Source organism: Pelomonas sp. CA6, assembly GCF_022549225.1.
Lineage (GTDB): Bacteria > Pseudomonadota > Gammaproteobacteria > Burkholderiales > Burkholderiaceae_C > Roseateles.
Genome location: NZ_JAKZFD010000080.1, coordinates 1 through 263, shown reverse-complemented (window position 1 = coordinate 263; position 263 = coordinate 1). Strand labels below are relative to the sequence as shown.

General features: G+C 68.4%; 1 protein-coding gene. It reads left to right on the top strand.

The features are described from left to right. A partial coding sequence (locus tag LZ017_RS22360; protein ID WP_241399058.1) for an Ig-like domain-containing protein occupies positions 1–263 on the top strand: 263 nt, incomplete at both ends.

Sequence of the window (263 nt, the reverse complement as noted above, 5' to 3'; positions counted from 1 at the left end):
CCAGACCAGCACCGTCACCATCAGCTTCAGCGAAGCGGTGACGGGCCTCACGGCGGACGACTTCGTCGTGGGCAACGGCAGCCTCAGCGGCCTGAGCAGCAGCAATGGTGGCCTCACCTGGACCGCCACCCTCACGCCCACGGCCGGTGTCGAATCGACCACCAACCTCATCAGCCTGGACGGCAGCCGCTACACCGACCTGGCCGGCAACACCGCCAGCGGCACGGCCAACTCCGGCAACTACGCCATCGACACCCAGCGCC